This window comes from Lentilactobacillus kefiri (genome assembly GCF_009739535.1).
GTDB lineage: Bacteria > Bacillota > Bacilli > Lactobacillales > Lactobacillaceae > Lentilactobacillus > Lentilactobacillus kefiri.
Map to the genome: position 1 here is coordinate 1,284,530 of NZ_CP029971.1, position 19,773 is coordinate 1,304,302.

15 protein-coding genes and 1 riboswitch are annotated in these 19,773 nt (G+C 43.3%); of the genes, 12 read left to right on the forward strand and 3 right to left on the reverse strand.

The window, feature by feature from the left end; genetic code table 11:
• The gene (locus DNL43_RS06125; protein WP_056983078.1) at positions 1–1,017 is read right to left on the reverse strand and encodes a polysaccharide deacetylase family protein; all 1,017 of its coding nucleotides are present in this window, start codon (positions 1,015–1,017) and stop codon (positions 1–3) included.
• A gap of 556 nt (positions 1,018–1,573) precedes the next feature.
• On the opposite strand from DNL43_RS06125, the gene DNL43_RS06130 reads away from it, so the two are divergent.
• The 9 genes from DNL43_RS06130 (at position 1,574) to thiW (ending at position 10,756) form a co-directional block, all read left to right on the forward strand.
• Positions 1,574–3,211 carry a peptide ABC transporter substrate-binding protein gene (locus DNL43_RS06130; RefSeq protein WP_056983080.1) on the forward strand — a complete coding sequence of 546 codons (1,638 nt, stop codon included), beginning with the start codon at positions 1,574–1,576 and terminating at the stop codon, positions 3,209–3,211.
• A 131-nt stretch (positions 3,212–3,342) separates the two neighbouring features.
• On the forward strand, positions 3,343–4,608 hold the full coding sequence (locus tag DNL43_RS06135) for a metal-dependent hydrolase family protein (RefSeq protein WP_056983082.1): 1,266 nt from the start codon (positions 3,343–3,345) through the stop codon (positions 4,606–4,608).
• Positions 4,609–4,959: 351 nt separating this feature from the next.
• Positions 4,960–5,277 carry a chorismate mutase gene (locus tag DNL43_RS06140; protein WP_054768747.1) on the forward strand — a complete coding sequence of 106 codons (318 nt, stop codon included), beginning with the start codon at positions 4,960–4,962 and terminating at the stop codon, positions 5,275–5,277.
• Positions 5,277–6,443, forward strand: coding sequence for a chorismate synthase (aroC, locus tag DNL43_RS06145; protein ID WP_056983084.1), 1,167 nt, complete (start codon positions 5,277–5,279; stop codon positions 6,441–6,443). The genes DNL43_RS06140 and aroC overlap by 1 nt, the downstream gene beginning before the upstream one ends.
• A 9-nt stretch (positions 6,444–6,452) precedes the next feature.
• Positions 6,453–7,769: a 3-phosphoshikimate 1-carboxyvinyltransferase gene (gene aroA, locus DNL43_RS06150; protein WP_056983087.1), complete on the forward strand. Its 1,317-nt coding sequence runs from the start codon at positions 6,453–6,455 to the stop codon at positions 7,767–7,769.
• A gap of 6 nt (positions 7,770–7,775) precedes the next feature.
• Positions 7,776–8,627 carry a prephenate dehydrogenase gene (locus DNL43_RS06155; RefSeq protein ID WP_054768746.1) on the forward strand — a complete coding sequence of 284 codons (852 nt, stop codon included), beginning with the start codon at positions 7,776–7,778 and terminating at the stop codon, positions 8,625–8,627.
• A gap of 11 nt (positions 8,628–8,638) precedes the next feature.
• On the forward strand, positions 8,639–9,145 hold the full coding sequence (locus DNL43_RS06160) for a shikimate kinase (RefSeq protein WP_054768745.1): 507 nt from the start codon (positions 8,639–8,641) through the stop codon (positions 9,143–9,145).
• 16 nt (positions 9,146–9,161) lie between these two features.
• Positions 9,162–10,034, forward strand: coding sequence for a shikimate dehydrogenase (gene aroE / locus DNL43_RS06165; RefSeq protein WP_056983089.1), 873 nt, complete (start codon positions 9,162–9,164; stop codon positions 10,032–10,034).
• A gap of 64 nt (positions 10,035–10,098) precedes the next feature.
• Positions 10,099–10,199: riboswitch (TPP riboswitch) on the forward strand.
• Between the two features lie 38 nt (positions 10,200–10,237).
• A complete protein-coding gene (gene thiW, locus DNL43_RS06170; protein WP_054768744.1) occupies positions 10,238–10,756 on the forward strand; it encodes an energy coupling factor transporter S component ThiW in 519 nt (172 codons plus the stop codon).
• Here thiW and DNL43_RS06175 read toward each other — a convergent pair whose 3' ends face one another.
• Positions 10,757–11,770 carry a LacI family DNA-binding transcriptional regulator gene (locus DNL43_RS06175; RefSeq protein ID WP_056983090.1) on the reverse strand — a complete coding sequence of 338 codons (1,014 nt, stop codon included), beginning with the start codon at positions 11,768–11,770 and terminating at the stop codon, positions 10,757–10,759.
• 166 nt (positions 11,771–11,936) lie between these two features.
• Between DNL43_RS06175 and DNL43_RS06180 the strand changes: the two genes are divergently transcribed.
• From DNL43_RS06180 to DNL43_RS06190, 3 genes are all read left to right on the forward strand, one after another.
• On the forward strand, positions 11,937–13,907 hold the full coding sequence (locus DNL43_RS06180) for a glycoside-pentoside-hexuronide (GPH):cation symporter (protein ID WP_056983093.1): 1,971 nt from the start codon (positions 11,937–11,939) through the stop codon (positions 13,905–13,907).
• Between the two features lie 33 nt (positions 13,908–13,940).
• Positions 13,941–16,166 carry an alpha-galactosidase gene (locus DNL43_RS06185; RefSeq protein ID WP_156645029.1) on the forward strand — a complete coding sequence of 742 codons (2,226 nt, stop codon included), beginning with the start codon at positions 13,941–13,943 and terminating at the stop codon, positions 16,164–16,166.
• A 146-nt stretch (positions 16,167–16,312) separates the two neighbouring features.
• Positions 16,313–17,794 carry an MFS transporter gene (locus DNL43_RS06190; protein WP_179286821.1) on the forward strand — a complete coding sequence of 494 codons (1,482 nt, stop codon included), beginning with the start codon at positions 16,313–16,315 and terminating at the stop codon, positions 17,792–17,794.
• Positions 17,795–17,862: 68 nt separating this feature from the next.
• Here the strand turns inward: DNL43_RS06190 and DNL43_RS06195 are convergent, their stop codons facing one another.
• A complete protein-coding gene (locus DNL43_RS06195; protein ID WP_056983097.1) occupies positions 17,863–19,707 on the reverse strand; it encodes a hypothetical protein in 1,845 nt (614 codons plus the stop codon).
• Positions 19,708–19,773 lie beyond the last annotated feature (66 nt).

Consider the following 19,773-nt stretch of genomic DNA (forward strand, 5'->3'; position numbering starts at 1 on the left):
TTAGAAGCCTCGGTAATCGTTTCTACCGAAGTATTGCAGGTTTGCGAGCAATGGTTTTTGCATTAATGTTGGCAAGGTAACAAATGTGTACCCGCGTTTCTTTAATGAACGGATGATTTGTGGGACTGCCGCAACTGATGTTGGATGAATGTCGTGCATCAAAATGATGGAACCTGGATAGGTTGTTGCCAATACGTGATGAACGGTTTTCGGTGTGTTCAGATATGCCCAGTCACGTGAATCAACATTCCAACGAATAATTGGCCGGTCAAACAAATTACCAACTCGATTGTTAACAGCACCATATGGTGGGCGGACGTAAGTCGGAATTGTGCCGGTTGCTTTGTAAATTGCAGCATCTGTCAGTGCGATTTGATGAAGTACCTTTGTGCTGGAGAGAGTCGTGAGATCCGGATGATTCCATGAATGGTTTCCGATTTGGTTACCGTATTTGAGAACCAACCGACTCACGCTTGGGTAGCGAATGACACTGCTGCCAACTTCAAAGAACGTTGCGTGAACGTTGTAGTGTTTCAAAATCTTGAGGAGCTTAGGTGTCAAAGTTGGGCTTGGACCATCATCAAAAGTCAATGCGACAACTTTCTTTGGTGTCTTAGGTTTCACAAAATCATATTTTGCCGGCATGTATCGATTTAAGATGATGCCGGTTAATTTACTTAATGGAATGGCGACGTTCTTGACGCCGTAGGAATTTTTCGTTAAATGAATCGTTAAGCTGGTTTTACTAAGCGTAAAGTTATGCGCAGTCAATCGTTTTGGTAATGGCAGGTAAACCAACTTTTGAACCTGTTTGCCAGTTAACTTATGGTCCTCAGCTAATTGAGTTCGGGTCAGTTGACGAATCGTTCCCAATCGATGAAGACTGTTGTTGGTAATTTTTCCATACGTTAAAGTAGTGGCTGCATGAGCTTGTGGAACTGAATGATTGCTGATGCTGAATGCGAATACTGATGCTGCCGCGATACCCAACGTTAAAAAAATATGTTTGTTAATCATCATGATCACCCCGATATACTTTCATTTTTTACTTCAACCACATTTTTACATTGCAGAAGAGGCAAGTCAATCAAACATATTTGTGAATTTGGAAAGTTGTGGTCAAGCCATACCGACGTTGACTTACTAAACCATCTTAACAATCAATAACTAAATTATTTAATAAAATGTGGTTGACAATTTTAACTAAGTTCGTTATTGTACTAAACATTAGATATCGATGAGAAAGTGCTTAGATAAATCGAGGATTCGGTATTAAGAAATTTCAAGAGAGCGTCGTTATCTGTGAAGGCGTAATTTCTTAATTACTTAAAGTCAATTTTGAGCATGATGATTTGTAAAAGTCATCAGGGTGCGCCCAGTACAGCGCCAACGTATACCGAGTCGACCGGTTGTACGTGAGAGGTGGAGTGTCTTACTCCATAATGAAGGTGGTACCGCGCGAAAGCGTCCTTTTAGAAGCTTTACTTCTGATTGGGCGCTTTTTTGTGTTTCATGGACACAAGCGTGACTGTATGTTCATCGATATCAATATAAATATACTGGAGGAATTGCGATGTTTAAGGATATAAGAATTACAGCCATTGTTAGTGTTGCTATGGGACTTATGGCTGTCTTATTAAGCGGCTGTGTGTCGACGGCAGTAGGCGGAGGTGCTGGAAGTACTGAAGAAGCCTTAAAGATAACAATTCCAGGAGAACCGTTAACAATTGATCCAACTAAATCGATTGAAACAAATGGCGGTGCGGTAATTGATCAAGTGAGCGAAGGAATCTATCGACGAGATGCAAATAATAAAATTGCTCCAGGAGTTGTTGAACAGCTTGTCAAGCCAACTGACAATGGAACAAAATACACATTTAGTATTAGAAAAGATGCCAAGTGGCAAGATGGTTCTCCAATCAAATTAGAAGACTTTGTAAATTCCATTGACCGTCAAGCTGATCCTAAGACCAAATCACAGCAGACAACTTCGATTCAATATATTGAGAATTTTAGTGCCGTAAATAGTGGTAAATTAGATCCTAGCAAGCTTGGAATTCACGCCGTGAATGACCGGGTATTTACAGTTAAATTAACCAAACCTGTGCCATTCATGAATTACGAATTTACCAACTTTTATCCAATTCAAACGAAGGCTATCAAAAAATATGGTAGTCAATACGGTTCCAGCTCAGATAAGACAGTTGCCAATGGTGCATATGTCATTGATGGTTGGAATGGGACAAATGATTCTTGGAAGTACAAGAAGAATAAGAATTATTGGGATGTAAAAAACGTTAAGATTCCAGAGGTCGACGTTACGGTTGTTAAAGATAATAACACCGCACAAAATATGTTTAACGGTGGTCAGATTGATCTTACGAGCCTGACTGGACAATATGTCAAGCAGAATAAAAACAATAAAAATTTGGTTGTTACCGAGACTGGACGCAATAATTACATTTATTTTAATGACAAGAAGAAAGCGACTTCTAACGAGAACTTAAGAAAAGCGATCAGTATGGTCGTTGACCAGGATCAATTGGCAAAGAACGTATTGCAGGATGGCTCGATTGGTGCAAATAACATTGTTCCTGAGGACTATGCAAAAGATCCAAAAACCGGAGAAGACCTTACTTCAGAGATGGGAGATCAAGCCCCAACAGATACGGCTAAAGCTAAAACATATTGGGCCAAAGCACAAAAAGAGATTGGTAAAGATAAGATTTCCTTGGATTTCTTGGTTGATGATACAGATACTGAAAAGAAGCTTGCCGAGTATGTTCAAGGAGCAGTGTCCAACAATCTTAAAGGCCTGACCATCAATATTGAATCCGTTCCACATGCAACCCACGTTACCCGTGATTTCTCAACAGACTTTGATATTTGTACAGTTGGCTGGGGGCCTGACTATCCCGATGCGCAAAACTTCTTGGATGGCATGCGAAGCAATAACACCATTAATTTCTCGAAGTTCAAGGATCAACAATATGATGATTTGATGAATAAGGTTGACGATACAACGAAATATGATTCAAGCCAGCGTTGGGAATTTGAAAAGCAGGCTGATAAACGATTGATGTCAATTGCTGCAGTTGTACCGACATACCAAGCATCACAAGCCCATCTAATTAATAGCAAGATTGGCGGATTAAAATGGGATGCAATGTCAGGACAATCTGGGAAACTACAATATGCTTACTGGAAATAAGAATGTTTGACCAAGTAGAAACAATTCATTTAAGGAGGTGGTTGCCATGGCATACCAGTTAAAAGATTCTAAAAATGTTCCATCTCAGTTAGTCTGCAACCAAGTGTATTACAACGAAAGGAAGATTTATTATGACAAAAATCAATTATACGAATGTCGCAATTTACAAACATGAGGACCAGAATTTTGTAGCCAACCAACATATGGTAGTTGACACTGAAACCGGGAAAATCGTTGAAGTTGGAAATGGCAGTTCCACTAATCAAGTTGTTGATGAAGTTTCTGATATGCACGGAAGATATGTTATGCCGGGGATAATGAATGCCCACACTCATATTGCCAGTATTCCAACATATTGGTGGAATGATGGTAAGGAACAACGGCACTCCGATTCACGAGAATTTAATACCATGTTTGCTGTGAGAAATATGGCTGATGCAATTGATCATGGTATAACATACATCAGAAATGTCGGGGCAGCCTTTGATATTGATATTGAAATTAAAAAAATGCAGCAAAAAGGTTGGATTAGAGGGCCCAAAGTGATGACCTCAGGCAAAGCGTTTTCGATTACCGGCGGTCACGGTTCAGGCGGTGGCTACGAAGTTGATGGTGTTGATGAGGTTAGAAAAGGTGTCCGCCAGGCGATGAAGAATGGCGTTGATAACATCAAAATGATGGTCACCGGAGGAGTTCTTAAAAATGGCGAAACACCTGATGATATTCAATTTACTCCTGAAGAGGCTCGAACGGCTGTTGAAGAAGCACATCACAAGGGTAAGACAGCTGCAGCTCATGCTCAAGGCAATGCAGGCGTAAAAGAGGCGGTTGAAGCCGGTTTTGATACCATCGAACACGCCTTTGATATTGATGACGAAACGATTGCTATGATGAAAGAGCACGGAACCTATGTCGTTCCAACAATGAACGCAATGTACGCGATTTATAAATACGGCAAAGATACTGTTCCAGACTGGGCCAGAGAAAAGGTAATCGTTAATATCAAGAAGCATTTTGCTAGTATCACTAAAGCCGTGCAGGCAGGTATTCCAATAGCAACGGGGACTGATGCCGGAACCCCTTATAATGGATTTGGTAATGAAAGTGCCTATGAGATGGAACTGTATGTTGAGAAAGCAGGGATGACTCCAGCTCAAGCAATCGATTCAGCCACAATTAATTGTGCCAGAGCAATGCATATTGATGATCAATATGGGCAAATTATTCCCGGCAACTTTGCGGACTTTATTTCAATGGAAGAAAATCCCATTGATGACATCAGTGTTATTCAACGAGATAAGGACGTTTATCAAAATGGCACGCGTGTTCACGCGCAAACTGTTGCTGAGGCAGTTAAACAAAGTCGTGTGACAGGTAAAGTTAACGCTGTAATCTAAATGCAGATTGAAATTTAATAATTAAAATCCCATGAGCAAATTATTAGGCTTGACGAATATATTCTAATATGTTTTAATGAATACAACTTTTACGAGAGGAATTGATAACCATGACAAAGCAAACAACTGTAACGACAGCCTATTATTTTGACTATGCCTACTTTAAGTAGTGTCCGCCTCGGGGCGGACGCAAATTGAGCGTTCGCGTCCAAGTGGTGCAGAGTCAATGCTTTGTTGAGCCCACTAGACGTAATAGTCTGGCTGGGTAAGTTACCATTCTTTACGAATTTAGTAAACCAGCTGGATACCATATCTAGCTGGTTTTTTTCATGGAAATATGAGGTGTGGATAATGACAAATAATATTGAAAATACAACTGTCAATGATAGTGGCGAGATTCAAGCAGCTCGTGAGCGAGTTAATGATTTGGATAAATCGATTGTCGATTTACTTAAAAAACGATTTCAGGCATCGGCACGGATTGGTCAGCTAAAAGAAGAATCAGCAATGCCCGTCCTGGATAACAGCCGTGAAAAGCAAGTGTTGGAGCAGGTTGCCAAGCTTGATGATGATCCGGATACCCAAAGTTATCTGCAAAACATCTTCCAAGAAATTTTGAAAAATTCTCGAAATTACCAGCATCATCTTATAGAAAAGGAGAACGACTAATGAATTACTTAACTGCAGGAGAATCTCATGGTCCCCAACTAACCGGAATTATTGAAGGAATCCCTTCAGGACTCCACTTGGACATTGATGCGATCAACGACCAATTAAAGAAGCGCCAGGGGGGATATGGCCGTGGCAACCGTCAAAAGATTGAGCACGATCAAGTCACTATCACGGGTGGCGTTCGTCACGGAATTACACTGGGCTCACCAATCTCTTTGGTCGTTCAAAATCGGGATCATGCTCATTGGAACCAAATTATGGATCCGATCAGCCCGGAAACCCCGGAAAACACTTTACGAAAAGTTGAACGCCCCCGTCCAGGACACGCTGATCTGGTAGGCGGTATGAAGTACCGGCATGAAGATTTAAGAAACGTTCTGGAACGGTCATCGGCACGGGAAACGGCGATTCGAGTTGCCATCGGTGCTGTTTGCAAGCAACTATTACAGCAGGTTGGAATTGATATTGTTGGATACGTTGAGCAAATTGGCAAAATTTCAACAGATGAGAATCCAGAACTTGATGTTGCAAAGATTGAAACAGAAATTCAAAAAAATGATTTAAGAATCATTGATCAATCCAAAGTTGATCCAATTCACGATCTGATTGACCAAACCAAGCGTGATGGTGATACTTTGGGTGGCATTATCAGAGTCGTTGCGACAAATGTTCCTGCAGGCTTAGGCAGCTACATCAGCTGGGACACCAAGTTGGATGGTAAGCTGGCTGCCGCAGTCATGGGCGTTAACGCGATGAAGGGCGTTGAAATTGGTGATGGCTTCAAGGCAGCAACCAGTTTTGGCAGTCAGGTGATGGATGAAATTGACTGGAATAAAGACAAGGGCTTCTTCAGAAACACCGATCACCTTGGTGGTTTTGAAGGCGGGATGACTAATGGGATGCCGATTATTGTAAAAGCAGCCATGAAGCCAATTCCTACATTATATAAGCCGCTTCAAAGTGTCGACATCCAAACTAAGGAAGTTAAGAAGGCAAACGTCGAGCGTTCGGATACAACGGCAATCGTTCCAGCTTCAATCGTGATTGAAAGTGTCGTCGCAATTGAGTTGGCCAAAGCATTAACCGATAAATTTGACGGTGATAACCTGCAGCGCTTGCAGGAACAACTCATCGAATATCGTGAAGAATTGCAGAAATTCTAGGAGGTTCCCATGGAAAACGTCAAACCAAAATCCAGTAGACAGCTTCACGGCCGTCTCAAGTTGGGATTACACGGAAAGTTAGCCGTTCCCGGTGATAAAAGTATTTCTCATCGTGGAATCATGTTCGGGGCGATTAGCGAGGGGACGACCGTCTTGCATCACTTTTTATTGGCAGCCGATTGTTTGTCTACGTTGAAAGCCTTTCAAAACCTGGGGGTTCCAATCACCAGAGATGGTCAAACAGTCACAGTTCAGGGAGTTGGTCTCCATGGCTTGAAAAAGCCTAACCAGGCACTGGATATGGGAAACTCCGGAACAACGACCCGACTGATTATGGGCCTTTTAGCGGGGCAATCATTCCAGACCAAATTAATTGGCGATGCTTCCTTATCCAAGCGGCCAATGAAGCGGGTCAGTGAACCCTTGGCTGAAATGGGTGCAAACATCGAGGTAACGGATGGCCATTTGCCGGCAACGATTACAGGATCAAAGCTGCATGCGGTTGATTACCATTTAAAAGTGGCTAGTGCCCAGGTCAAAAGTGCGTTGATTTTGGCTGCACTGCAGGCTGATGGTGACTCTGTTCTCGTTGAAAAACAGCCGACTCGAAATCACACAGAGAAAATGCTGCGGGCGTTTGGCGCCGATATTCGAACCGACCCCGATGATGTCACCATTACGGTCCGGCCAGAACCTCATTTGCAGGGAATCGATCTGAATGTTCCTGGAGATATGTCATCGGCAGCCTTCTTTATGACGGCTGCCAGCATGGTTCCCAATTCCCGAATAAAGTTACTCAATGTTGGAATGAATGATACCAGAACCGGCTTATATGAAATCCTGAAACGGATGGGCGGTAAGGTGACTGTTTCAAATGAGCAAAACGCTGGGGAACCAACTGCTGATCTCACAATTGAGTCGGCGGATTTAAAGCCAATCACAATTGGTGCGGATGAAATACCGGCGGTGATCGATGAACTTCCATTAGTTGCGTTGCTTGCGGCTAAAGCAAACGGTGTTAGCCGGATAACCGGTGCCGGTGAACTGCGGGTAAAGGAAACGGATCGGATTGCGGCAATCGTCGAAGAGTTTCAAAAGCTTGGAATTGCAATCGAAGAGCTGGAAGACGGCTTTGTGATTGATGGTCGAAAGCCATGGCACGTTGTAGATCCTCATCTTGACAGCCATGGCGATCATCGAATTGGGATGGTGATGGCCGTTGCGGCACTCTTGGTTGATCAGCCCCTGACACTTGCCGCGGCCGATAGTATCAATATCTCATACCCGGAATTCTTCGATGATTTGGATGCATTAATTCAGAGGTGATGGACAATGACAACGGTTCTCATAAGTGGACTTGGATTGATTGGCAGTTCAATTGCCAGAATTATTCGGGAAGGCGACGATACAATTGAAATAATCGGCAGCGATCCCAATGATGACTCCAGTGAGTTTTTGCTGCAGCATCATATCATCAATTCTCGGGCCAAGTTCATAGACGCAGTGCCAAATGCCGACATCATCATTCTTGCCGGCCCGGTTTCCGTCATCATTCAGCAAATCGGTGTCCTTTCAAAGCTGTCATTAAAACCCGGAGCACTGATTACTGACGTTGGCAGTACCAAGCAGATGATTATGGATGAAGCCAAAAAACTGAATCAATCAGATGTTGGCTTTATGGGTGGCCATCCGATGGCCGGGTCTCATTTAACTGGCGGAAAAAATGGCTCATCACACCTGTTTTCCGGTTCAAAATACTTTCTGGTAACCGGTTCACAAACCGACCGTCAACTTCGCGAATTTAAGAGATTGATGAGGCTGGCAAACGTTGATTGGATAACAACTTCGGCAGTAGCCCATGACAAACTGGTTAGCGAACTTAGCCACGTTCCTCATGTTGTATCTGCTGCCCTAGTTAATAGCATTGCCGATCGCCTACAGACTGATCCAATTGGCTTAAAGGCTGCTGCGGGCGGATTCAAGAGTACGACTCGAATTGCCGCATCCGATCCGAAAATGTGGACTGCCATTATGCTGAGTAATTCAAAAGAAATCAGTTCTGAAATCGACGAGTTCCAAGAAGAGCTCCGTCAACTTCAAGAAGCAATCAAAACTCAAGATGAGAAAACAATTTTTGAGACTTTTGCGAAAGCACAGAAAATCAGAAAGTCATTGGATGATTAAGGAGAAAGCGTATGAAAGCAATATTGGTCGGATTTATGGGGAGCGGCAAAACGACTGTTGGCCATTTGTTGGCGGAAAATCTGAATGTTCCCTATCACGATTTGGACGATATGATTGTGGAAAAAGCCGGGAAATCGATTAAGCAAATTTTCGCTGATGATGGCGAGCCCGCTTTTAGACAACTTGAACATGATGCCCTGAGAGCTGCACTTAATGACGATGGTATTTTGGGCACCGGCGGTGGGACGCCCATCCAAGATGTTAATTTCGAAATGCTTAAGAACAGTGAAGTGCCGGTTGTTCTTTTAGATGTTATGCCGGAAACAATCATCTTCAGATTAAAGAATGACACTGACCGACCTTTGGCAAAACAACTTGGATTGGACGGTCTGGTGGATTTAAAAGGCCAACGGGATTTCCGTTATGATCAGGTAAGCGACTTTCGGGTTGCGACTGATGAACTCACCCCGAATCAGGTTGTGGAAGCAATTAAGCGCAACTTATTTATCAAAATGTAATTGTGGAGGGATTCAAATGATCGATGGACATACAAAACTATATGGACTATTGGCTCACCCGGCGGCCCACAGCCTATCACCACTGATTCACAACACCAGCTTTAAGGTGACCGGGATTAATGGGGTTTACCTGGCTTTTGACGTGACTTCGGCCGGCCTCAAAGACAGTTTAGCTGCGATGCGGGCCATGAACATTGGTGGCTTTAATTTGTCGATGCCTTTAAAAACGGATGTCATTTCACTTCTTGATGAAATTACTCCCCGAGCTGATCGGCTTCAGGCGGTTAATACGGTTGTTAACCGTGATGGCCGGTTGATTGGCGACAGTACCGATGGACAGGGCTTTGTCGATGCTTTGAAAGCTGATAATATCAGTATTGATGAGAAGTCAGTGACCGTTTTGGGATCTGGTGGTGCCGGTCGGGCAATCATTTCAGCGGCAGTTGATGCCGGGGCTCAAAATGTCTATGTATTTAAACGAACCAATGATTCATTTGAATCTCGCAAACACCAGTTGGAAAGCTGGTCAAATGTGGTGAAAGTGTTGCCTTATGAGGATGAGGACTTGATGGCACGTGCTTTTGACCATAGCCAAATCATTGCTAATTCAACAAATGTCGGGATGGCTGGTGATCAATCATTGCCCGTTTCCGATAGGGTATTGAAACACTTAACCCCACAGCACGTTGTGACTGACGCGATTTATTTCCCCTTGGAAACACCTTTTATTCATGCCGCCAAGAAGCAAGGCAGTCGTACATATAACGGCATTGGGATGTTGGTGAACCAAGCTGCCGGCTCATTTTTGGAGTGGACTGGCCAAAGAATGCCGGTAAAAGAAGTCAGTGAATCTGTTCAAAAAGCGGTGCTTAAAAGGGAAAATAATTAGTGCAAAATTCCCACCAAGTATCAGAATTTCGGGTATACTTAATGAAGTGCCTAAATTAAATATCCGATAACATTAGGGGAGCCATTTGGCTGAGACGGAAACATATACGGACCCTTCGAACCTGATCTGGTTAGCGCCGGCGTAGGAAAGTGTTGAAAGAAGCGAAAAGCCTCCTTTTGTTATCGAACAAAAGGAGACTTTTTATGCAAAAAAATATGACATACAAGATGGTGCTGACAGCGATCTTATCCGCAATTGGGGTCGTTGGCGGCAGTATGTTTGAATTTACAGTTGGCGTGGCCAAAGTTGCGCCAATGCAGCATTTGATTAATCTGATTTCCGGTGTTCTTGTCGGTCCGTGGTGGGCGGTTACCCAAGCATTTATTACGTCGTTAATTCGGAATTTACTGGGAACCGGAACGGTACTAGCTTTTCCCGGCAGCATGATTGGCGCATTTTGTGTTGGCTGGTTATTCCAAAAGACGCAAAAGCTGATTGTTGCCGCCTTTGGTGAACTCATTGGGACTGGGATCATTGGGGCAATTGTCGCCTATCCAATTGCCAGCTGGATGATGGGCACAACCGGTGCCATTTACTTATTCATTCCCAGCTTCTTCTTGAGTGCTTTGGTAGGCGTGATCTTTGGCTATATTATTTTGAAAAGTATCTGGAAACGGATTGTTGTCCCACAACAGCAGAAATTGGCCAGTCATCGAAAGTAGCTAATCCAAGTTGAAAGTTTCTCGATAGTGGATTTTTCCTGGAAGGATGTTGCGGACGTGCCAAGTTCGTGGGAACTTCACCAGCGTTTCGGCGTGGAGAACGGCAGCATATCCCAGCTCCACTTTTGGCAGCCAAATACTGGTTAAAGAAGGCGTTAGATAAGATGTAAATTCCATGTCATCGTAGCTAACGAGATACAAATCTTTGCCGGGGATGAGATTGTGCTTGGCCAACCCCTTCATGACACCCATGGTGAGTGGGTTGGAAGCAACCAATAAGCCATCCAGTTGATGACCGTATTCCTTCAGTAAATCATTAACGGCCTGCATTGATTGTTTGGCCGTCCAGTCAACGAGCTTTACGATTGGTTGACGGCCATGAACGATACACCAATTTTTGTATGCAACCGTCCGAATATCTTCAATATCTTTTCCGGCACTGCCGTCTAAATTGACTTCGTGTCTGAATCCACCAATAAAGCCGATTTGTTTTGCTTTTTGACCGAGTTTGGATAGAACTTGATCTGTCAATTCTGCTAAATTTGTATCAACAACATCGACGTTATCGTCATTGTTGCCACCACCATCGACCAGGACGATGTTATGATTAAATTTTTGAATTTGTTGGAGGGCGGACTTTGAAATTGTTCCAACAATCAAGACGGCATCGTATTCTTCAAAGTCTTGCGGTTTAATGTGCTCGCTTGTCCGGATCACCCGCTTGATATTGATGTTTTGGGCTTCGCCAGCTTCATAAACACCTCTTCGCACGAACCGCCAATACTCATCTCGAGTTTCTTCTTCGAGGGTCAAAGTTGTGACCAACGCGAAATTTAAAAGGTGTTTGGATTGGCTTGGTACCAGAGAGTATTTATAGCCAAGCTTGTCGGCAACCTGGCGGACTTTGTCACGAGTTTCTTTTGCGACATATTCACTTTTCTCAGGACTCAGCGCACGGGATACCGTGCCGGGCGAGACATTTGCTAATTTGGCAATATCTTTTATTGTTGCCATGATTTTCACTCCTTAGGACGTATAAATTAAAACTTATTAAACGGGATTAAATCTTTTAATAAATATACTATAACATTTAATAAAATTAATTGACAATTTAACTGAAAACGTTTACATTTTAGATAGCAATTATTTTTTAAACTTTATTTTATGGGGGCTAATATTTATGGCAAGTAATAGTAACGTTACTACTGGTCGTCGAATCACTTCACGACTTTCGTACTCGTTTGGTGCGTTTGGTCATGATATGTTTTATGCGACATTATCAACTTACTTCATCATGTTTGTCACCTCTCACTTGTTTGATAAGAGTGCGGGTGGACAAAATGATAAGATGATTTTTTACATTACCACGATTATTTCACTTTTGCGTTTCGTTGAATTGGCAATTGATCCGTTCATCGGAAACACAATCGATAATACTGAAACCAAATGGGGCCATTTTAAACCATGGATCCTTGCTGGTGGTACGATCGGCTCCATTGCATTAGCTATTTTATTCACTAATATGGGTGGCTTAAACCAATCTAATCCATTGCTTTATCTGTTGATATTCGGGGTTTTATATATCACAATGGATATCTTCTACTCATTCAAAGATGTTGGTTTCTGGTCAATGATTCCTGCTATTTCGTTTGACTCGGCTGAGCGTGAAAAGACCGCCACTTTTGCTCGTGTTGGTTCTAACATTGGTGCCAATATCGTTGGTGTCATCGTTATGCCACTGGTTGTCTTCTTCTCAATCAATGCCAACCATGGTCAAGGTGATATGCGCGGCTGGTTCATGTTTGGTGCAATCATTGGTTTGATTTCATGGCTGTCAGCCGTTGTTGTTGCCATGGGGACCAAAGAAAATGATTCACTGCTTCGAAAGAATGCTGAGAAGACTCGGATGCGTGATGTATTCAAGGTTCTTGCCCGCAATGACCAACTGATGTGGTTATCATTAACCTATGGACTTTATACTTCAGGAATTGCCATTACCAACTCACTGGAACTTTACTACTTCACTTACATCATGGGTAAGCCTGGCGAGTTCTCTGTATTAGCTTCATTGAACATGGTTATCGGAATTGTTTCAGTTCTCTTATTCCCACCATTGGCTCAAAAGTACAGTCGTCGAAATGTTTTCTTCCTATCTGTTGGGATTATGGCATTCTCACTGATTTTATTCTCATTTGCCGGAACTTCATTGCCGCTTGTTCTTCTTGCCGCAATTTTGTTCTACATTCCACAACCACTGATTTTCTTAGTTGTTTTGATGATTTTGAGTGACTCTGTTGAATATGGACAATTGAAATTTGGACACCGTGATGAATCATTAACTTTAGCTGTTCGGCCATTGCTTGATAAATTAGGTGGTGCGCTTTCCAACTGGGTTGTTGGTATCGCTGCTGTTTTGGCAGGAATGACTGCCGGAGCAACTGCTGGTGACATTACCCCTCATGGTCAAATGATCTTTAAATTATTCATGTTCGGTGTTCCAGCATTACTGATCCTTAGTGGAACTTTTATCTTCTTCAAAAAGGTTACTTTGGACGAAAAAGAACATGCCAAGATTGTTGATGAACTTGAAAAAACTTGGAACGAGCATTTGGAAACTGATGGTGAGGAATCCATGGCTGACATCGTTAAACACGTTGCCAAAGAGACATCTTACAAAGCACCTATCAGTGGAACAATGATCCCATTATCAGATGCTTCCGATGAAAACTTTGCTTCAGGTAACATGGGTAAAGGATTTGCAATTAAGCCATCTGATGGTAAGGTATATGCCCCATTTGACGGAACGGTTGAAGCAACCTTCCCAACCCGTCATGCAATTGGTCTTCGTTCAGACAGTGGTATCTTAACGCTGATTCATATTGGAATTGGCACGGTTAAAATGCGTGGTACCGGATTTGTTCAATATGTTGATCAGGGCCAACACGTATCTCAAGGTCAACAACTAATTGAATTCTGGGATCCGGCAATTAAGAAGGCCGGCCATGATGATACTGTGATGGTTGTGATCAATACCTACAAAGATATTAAAGACTTCAAATACGATGTTGAATCTGGTGAAGTGACTCATGGTGAAGATTTGCTGACACTGTCCAAGCCGGAAGACAAGTCGAATACGAACGATCAAAAATAACGCTTAACAAGCACTGAAAAGGGATTGATAAACGTGGCAATTAGAATTGAAGATCAAAATCTGCTGTTTCATTTACAGACCGACCATACCAGCTATATCTTTCACGTAATGGAAAATGGCGAACTGGGCCAGATTTACTATGGTAAAAGAATTCACTCCAAATCTTCATATGACAATCTGACAACTCGGGAATGGCATAATGCTTCAGCTGCTTTAAGTCTTAAACAAAAGGACTTTCAGCTGCAGACGATTAAGCAGGAATACGCCAGCTTGGGAAAGGGTGATTTCCGTAACCCGGCTTACCAGGTTACCCAAGCAAATGGTAGCCGAATTACTGAATTTAAGTATGAAAACTACAAGTTGGTTGACGGTAAGCAGCGGCTAAACGGGTTACCTTCAACATTTGATGATAACGATGATGATGCCCAGACACTGACCATCGCGTTAAGGGATAAATTGTTGGGATTGGTCCTTCATTTGAATTACACGATTTTTCCTCATCAGGATGTGATTATTCGCAGTGCTGAATTTCAGAATCAAGGAAATGAGAAGCTGACTCTGAACTCGGCAGCCAGTGCCCAACTTGACATGCCGGATTCAGACTATGACTTCATTCAGTTCTCGGGTGCCTGGGCGCGCGAACGCTACATGATTATGACCCACTTACGTTCCGGCGTTCAAAGTATCAGTAGCTTGCGGGGAACTTCCAGCCATCAGCAGAATCCGTTTGTGATGTTGGCCCGGCCAAATACTGATGATGCCAATGGTTCCGTCTTTGGATTTAACCTTGTCTATTCTGGTAACTTTGCCGATCAAGTGCAGGTTGATCAATATGATGCCAGCCGAATGATGGTCGGAATCAATCCTGAAGAGTTTGCTTGGAATCTGAAGCCCGGCGAGAAGTTCCAGACGCCGGAAGCGGTTCTTAGTTACACTGATCAGGGGATGAATCAACTGAGCCAGCAGATGGGGGCGTTTTACCAGAACCACCTGGTTAACCAGAAATTTGCCCACGTTGAACGGCCAACTTTGATCAACAATTGGGAAGCGACCTTCATGGATTTTGATGAAGACAAGCTCCTCAGCTTTGCGACAACTGCTAAGAAATTAGGCTTGGAAATGTTTGTCTTGGATGACGGCTGGTTCGGTCATCGAAATGCGGATAATAGTTCTCTGGGGGATTGGTTCGTAAATGAGCCGAAGTTCCCGAGCGGGTTTGACACCTTTGCCAATAAGATTCACGATCTAGGATTGAAATTTGGATTGTGGTTCGAACCGGAAATGATTTCAATTGACAGTGAGTTATATAAAGAACATCCGGATTGGCTGATTAATGCGCCCGGTCGGCATGCATCTCCTGAGCGACAGCAGTTTGTCCTCGACATGACACGGCCGGAAGTCGTTGATTATCTCTTCGACGCGATGAGTAAGATCATTGATATGACCAAGCTTGATTACATTAAATGGGATATGAACCGAAACATTACCGAGACATACAGTAATCAACTGAGTGCTGCCGATCAATTGGAGATGCCGCACCGGTACATTCTTGGCGTCTACCAACTTTATGATCGACTGGTAAAAGCGTATCCCGATGTGTTGTTTGAATCCTGTTCATCAGGTGGTGGGCGTTTCGACTTGGGGATGATGTACTATGCCCCTCAAGCTTGGACCAGTGACGACACCGATGCCGTGGAGCGGATGCTGATTCAATTTGGCACCTCATATGGCTACCCACAAGCAATGATGGGCGCCCATGTTTCTGCCGTACCAAATGATCAGGTTGGCCGAATCACGTCATTGAAGACGCGAGCCAACGTTGCTTACTTCGGTGACTTTGGTTACGAGCTTGATATTACTAAGATGTCAGCTGAAGAACAGCAGCAGGTCAAAGACCAGGTTGCGTTCTATAAAGCACATCGTCAGCTCTTCCAATTCGGTAAATTCTACCGGATCGACAACCCATTTGAAAATGGCGGTAACGTTATGAGCTGGGAAGTTGTCAGCAATGACAAGCAGCACGCGATTGCCGGCCGTTACCAAATCCTGAATTGCCCAAATACCGGCTATCTTCGGTTATATATTGAAGGACTTGATCCTGATACTAAATATACCGTTAACGGTGGTTCCGAGGAATTCTATGGCGACGAATTGATGAATGCCGGACTCTTTGTGAGTGACATTCTTCATGAAACGCATGGAACAGAGCAGTCTGCGGACTTCAATTCGAAGCTGTTTGTGATTGATGCTGTCAAATAAATGATGATTAATAGAGCGTTTCCCGCACAGAATGAATTGTGTTGGGAAACGCTTTTTTGAGTTGTTTTTAGAATTCCTCCTTTCTTATGCCTATGTAAAAGTTGTAATATAGATAGAGTGACTTTTACAAGAAAGAGGCGAATACCTTGTCTAAACGCGACATCATGATTGTGACTTGTGCGCTGTTGCTGTCAAATGCAATGGGTGGATTGGACAGCACAACCATCAATACTGCATTACCAGCAATTATATCTGACCTTCACGGTATTGAATTAATGGGATGGATCGTTGCCGTCTTCCTGCTTGGAACTGCCGTTAGTACGCCTCTATGGAGTAAGTTGGGGGAGCACATTGGCAACAAACGCAGTTACCAGTTGGCCGCAATTTTCTTCGTTGTGGGGTCATTTCTTCAAGGGATGGCACCCAACATCGTCTTTCTGATTCTTGCCAGAACCCTGATGGGAATTGGAAATGGCGGAACGGTTTCTCTACCATATATTATCTATGCCAGAATGTACAAGAATCCCCGCAAGCGAATGCAGGTGTTGGGATTCGTGTCGGCCAGTTATAGTATGGCAACGATCATCGGGCCACTAGTTGGTGGTTATATCGTTGATACATTCAGCTGGCACTGGGTCTTTTACTTAAATGTGCCAATTGGGTTGATCTCAATTATTCTGGTTCAGCTTTATTACAAGGTTAGTTCCGAAACTAAGCAAACCCAATCAGTTGACTATCGTGGAGCTGTTATGATGACAATTGGCTTGGTCAGCTTGCTTACAGGGATTGAAATGATTGGGAGCGCCAACCTGATCATTGTCCTTGGCTTGATCGCATTTGCAATTATTATATTGATTGTGATGGGAATTCTGGAAGAAAAGGTCGACGATCCGATTATTCCAAGTCGGCTGTTCAAGAATCTGCCGTTAATGATTGATTTTGTCTTATTTACCCTTATATGGGGTGCTTTTATTGCCTTCTTGATTTATAGTCCAATGTGGGCTCAAGGGCTTTTGGCAACCTCCGCACTAATTGGTGGTGCCACCCAGATTCCCGGTGCCTTTACCGACTTTATTGGATCGGAAGCTGTTGCTCCGATGCGGAACTTTTTAACCCCGCAACGAGTGATTGCGGTTGGAATTGTAACATTGATGATTTCATTTATTATTATGGTTGTGTCCGGTGTTCAAACACCGTACTGGGTATTACTGATTGCCGGCGCTTTTGAAGGTTTTGGTAATGGTGCCTGCTTTAATGAACTCCAGGTTAAAGTTCAGCAGGATGCCAACCCTACTGATATTCCGATTGCGACCTCATTTAGCTTTCTTATTCGGATGTTGAGTCAGACGTTCACTGCTTCAATCTTTGGAATCATTATGAATAATGCTCTGCGGGATGGTGTTGATAAATCCGGTGGTTTGATCACCATGAAGATGATGAATGAATTGAGTGATGCCTCCAGCACGGGTGGGTTACCACAGCACCTGCTGCCACAGATGAGAATGATTCTGTACAATGGGCTGCATAATATTATGTGGTTGTCGTTGATCTTAATGATCATTTCCTTACTGATTAATATTTGGGCACAGAAGTTGGAACACGACAAGCTTGTAAAACAAGTCAATTAAACAAATAGGTTAAAAAAAGCCTTCATCGGAAACCAGTTTGTGGTTTCCGATGAAGGCTTTATTTGTGATTATTTTTTAGCTGTTAATGCATTATCTTTAAACGTTGAAAGTGAAACATTTGCTGTCGAGAGGCCTTTTCCGCCGGTTGATTCAGCTTTAAAGCTTACCCGATCGCCTTCTGCGATGAACTGGAATAATGGGTTGAAGTTCTTGGCAGATGTATCCATCTTGTAGACCTGATTATTATTCTTCAAAATGAACAACAGATTATCATCATTCCGGACAATCCGGTTGACGGTACCTGTGACCGTCTTACCCGTTGGGATGGTTGCCGTAACCCCAGTCTTGGCTTCGACTCGTTGTTCGAAGAGGGCCAGGGTGCTTTGAGCATCATCACCAATTGCGTAGGTTCCGCTTTGGTTGTTACCATCCGCCAGGAGATAAACGTATTTCATAAACGAGTTATTGTCCCGGTCAAGCATGGAGACAACCCAGGTTGGATCACCATTAATTCTGTAGAGCAATGGCAATGTTCCACGATAGTTTTGTGGGTTGATATCCTGTTGGGCATAAGAGATAGCTCGTTCAGGTGTCATGACATTTCCATGCTCACGGTAGTAATGCAAGGTGTTCGTCCGGGCATCCACGAATGTATAACCCAGAATGGAACTTTGGTGTTCGTTAACACTGGTCATTCCAGTGAAGTAGTAAACTCGACCTTTATAAGCGTAAGGTGTCAGCTTGTCGCCACCTTCAGTACCGGCAGTGGTTGGCTTCATAACGCCACTGTGACCACCGAAACTGGTAGCGTTCCAAAATCCGTGACGGTATCGACCAAATAACGAAACTTCCTGACTAACAAATTCAGGAGTGACTGAGATATCAACAAACTTTGGGACTTGTTTTGGCGAGTACACTTTAACTTTACCGGTAATCGTGTTTAACACTGCAACTTTGTAATGCTTGAAATCATAATTCCGGTTAAGGTATGAAATTGGTTTTGCTAAAGTTCGAACATAGTAAGGTGTTCCGTTATCGTCAATTTCCAATTGAGCGGTGGCACCAACCATCGAATAACCCAAACTGTGGGCACTGATACGACGATCAGCATCGTTGTTAAAGTAGGCACTTGGCGTATACTTCATTGGTTTAGCGACAAACTTTGGATCGGCATTTTTATCAGTCGCGTTGGTCCTGAAGTAACCGGGAACTTTCAAGTAGTGAATGTAACGCCAGAAGCCACCGGAAAATTCAACAGGGGCAACGTAAACCATTTTGCCTTTGTACATTTGAACCCGCATATGATTCAAATCATAAACGTTGGAATTCTTAAAACTGTTCAGTGAGTTATTCATATCAGTGGAAATTGTTTGTGGTGCGTTAACCACTGGTGTTTCTGCACTATTCTTGATAATTGGCATTGGGGCATTCTTGGTATCGTCGTTCATATCGGTTTTAATCGATTGAACAGCGGGCCTTGGGTTCATCTTGGTAACCAAAGAAGTCACACTTCCAAGGATAATGAAGACAATGACGGCTAAGACGGCGACCATGGCAACTTTACCGATCCAGCCAAATGCACCGGTGAACCGTTGAACGACTTCGCCAATGATCCCATCGCCGGATTGTGCGGTTCTGGCAACTGCTGCGTTCGGCGAATATAAGAAGCGGCGGAGTGCAGCCACCAAAATCATTCCGAAGATAAACCACATCAGCCAGCCATCGATTAGTGATGGGTAGGCGAGATCCGGCAGATTAAAGTAAGTATTAATGTAACTAACAATGAACAATAGCACAATGGCTAAAGTTCCGAACAATCGGCCCCGGCGATCTGCGATGATCAGCAGCCAGATGAATGGTATTAACAAACCTGACAGCTTAACCAGGGTAATGAGCGCAAAATAACTAAGCATGAAATTTCTCCCTTCAATACACAAGCTTGGTTGGATATTAAGACCATTATACCGTACTCATGTCTT

Excerpts from the sequence above, each read along its gene's own strand:
- DNL43_RS06135 (WP_056983082.1), top strand. The coding sequence starts at position 3,343 with ATGACAAAAATCAATTATACGAATGTCGCAATTTACAAACATGAGGAC.
- thiW (WP_054768744.1), top strand. The coding sequence starts at position 10,238 with ATGCAAAAAAATATGACATACAAGATGGTGCTGACAGCGATCTTATCC.
- DNL43_RS06180 (WP_056983093.1), top strand. The coding sequence starts at position 11,937 with ATGGCAAGTAATAGTAACGTTACTACTGGTCGTCGAATCACTTCACGA.
- DNL43_RS06140 (WP_054768747.1), top strand. The coding sequence starts at position 4,960 with ATGACAAATAATATTGAAAATACAACTGTCAATGATAGTGGCGAGATT.
- DNL43_RS06160 (WP_054768745.1), top strand. The coding sequence starts at position 8,639 with ATGAAAGCAATATTGGTCGGATTTATGGGGAGCGGCAAAACGACTGTT.
- aroE (WP_056983089.1), top strand. The coding sequence starts at position 9,162 with ATGATCGATGGACATACAAAACTATATGGACTATTGGCTCACCCGGCG.
- DNL43_RS06175 (WP_056983090.1), bottom strand. The coding sequence starts at position 11,770 with ATGGCAACAATAAAAGATATTGCCAAATTAGCAAATGTCTCGCCCGGC.
- DNL43_RS06155 (WP_054768746.1), top strand. The coding sequence starts at position 7,776 with ATGACAACGGTTCTCATAAGTGGACTTGGATTGATTGGCAGTTCAATT.
- DNL43_RS06195 (WP_056983097.1), bottom strand. The coding sequence starts at position 19,707 with ATGCTTAGTTATTTTGCGCTCATTACCCTGGTTAAGCTGTCAGGTTTG.
- aroA (WP_056983087.1), top strand. The coding sequence starts at position 6,453 with ATGGAAAACGTCAAACCAAAATCCAGTAGACAGCTTCACGGCCGTCTC.
- DNL43_RS06130 (WP_056983080.1), top strand. The coding sequence starts at position 1,574 with ATGTTTAAGGATATAAGAATTACAGCCATTGTTAGTGTTGCTATGGGA.
- DNL43_RS06125 (WP_056983078.1), bottom strand. The coding sequence starts at position 1,017 with ATGATTAACAAACATATTTTTTTAACGTTGGGTATCGCGGCAGCATCA.
- aroC (WP_056983084.1), top strand. The coding sequence starts at position 5,277 with ATGAATTACTTAACTGCAGGAGAATCTCATGGTCCCCAACTAACCGGA.